Source organism: Aeromicrobium sp. Leaf272, assembly GCF_001422865.1.
In the GTDB taxonomy this organism is placed as follows: domain Bacteria; phylum Actinomycetota; class Actinomycetes; order Propionibacteriales; family Nocardioidaceae; genus Aeromicrobium.
On record NZ_LMMY01000015.1, the window covers coordinates 150,947 to 151,926 of the forward strand.

Genomic DNA, 980 nt, shown 5'->3' on the forward strand with positions numbered 1-980 from the left:
AGGCCGCTCAGGGGTTCATGCGGTACACCTTCACGCTGTCGACCACGTAGTCGAAGGCGTCCTTGGTGTACTGCTGGTCGGGCATGCCCCAGTAGGACGAGCCGACCTGCATGTTCAGACGGATGTTGAACGGGCTGTCGAACGCGCTCTCGGCCCAGGGCACCTCCTCGACCGGGATGGTCGACAGCACCTGGCCGTCGTACGTGAACTGCATGCAGTCGGGCGTCCAGTTGAAGCCGTAGGTGTGGAAGTCCGAGTACACGCCGGGCGACTTCGACGCCCAGTTCGTGTGGGCCCAGGAGTACCACTCGCCTCGCTGCTTGCCGAGGTTGGTGTCCTCCCACAGGGTCGTCGTGTACGAGCCCGCGGGGTTCCAGCGCTGGATGGACTCGCCTCCGTACGCCTCCATGATGTCGATCTCGCCGTTGGTCCTGTCGCCGCGGAGCCAGAAGGCCGGCCAGACACCGCGCGTCATCGTGTGGGCGGTCGGCAGCTTCGCGCGCATCTCCCAGCGGCCGTACTTCTGCGAGAACTTGCCGATCGTGTCGATGTAGCCGGTGTCGTACCAGCGTTCCCTGATGCCGGTGCTCACCGTCGCGGCGCTGCTGCGACGTCGGCCCTCGATCGTCATCGTGCCGTCCGAGACGTCGATCGCGTCCTTCGTCAGGTACGCGGCGTCGAAGGACAGGTGGGTCTTGTCCCGCACCCGCCACTTGCCGGGATCGAGACTCGTGCCGGTGAACTCGTCGGAGAACGCGAGCGTCCGCTTGCTCGGGACGTTGAGGTCGTTGCACGTCTGCGTCGAGGTGCTCGGCGGAGGCGTCGGCTCAGGTGTCGGGGTCGGCGTCGGGGTGGGTGACGGCGTCGGGGTGGGCGTCGGCGTCGGAGTGGGCGTCGGCGTCGGAGTGGGCGTCGGAGTCGGAGTGGGTGACGGCGTCGGAGTGGGTGACGGCGTCGGAGTGGGTGACGGCGTCGGAGTG

General features: G+C 67.3%; 1 protein-coding gene. It reads right to left on the reverse strand.

Features of this window, described 5'->3' with window-relative positions:
* Positions 1–7: 7 nt before the first annotated feature.
* Complete coding sequence (locus tag ASF38_RS15940; RefSeq protein ID WP_056577337.1) at positions 8–706, reverse strand: family 16 glycosylhydrolase; 699 nt, start codon at positions 704–706, stop codon at positions 8–10.
* Between the last annotated feature and the right edge of the window lie 274 nt (positions 707–980).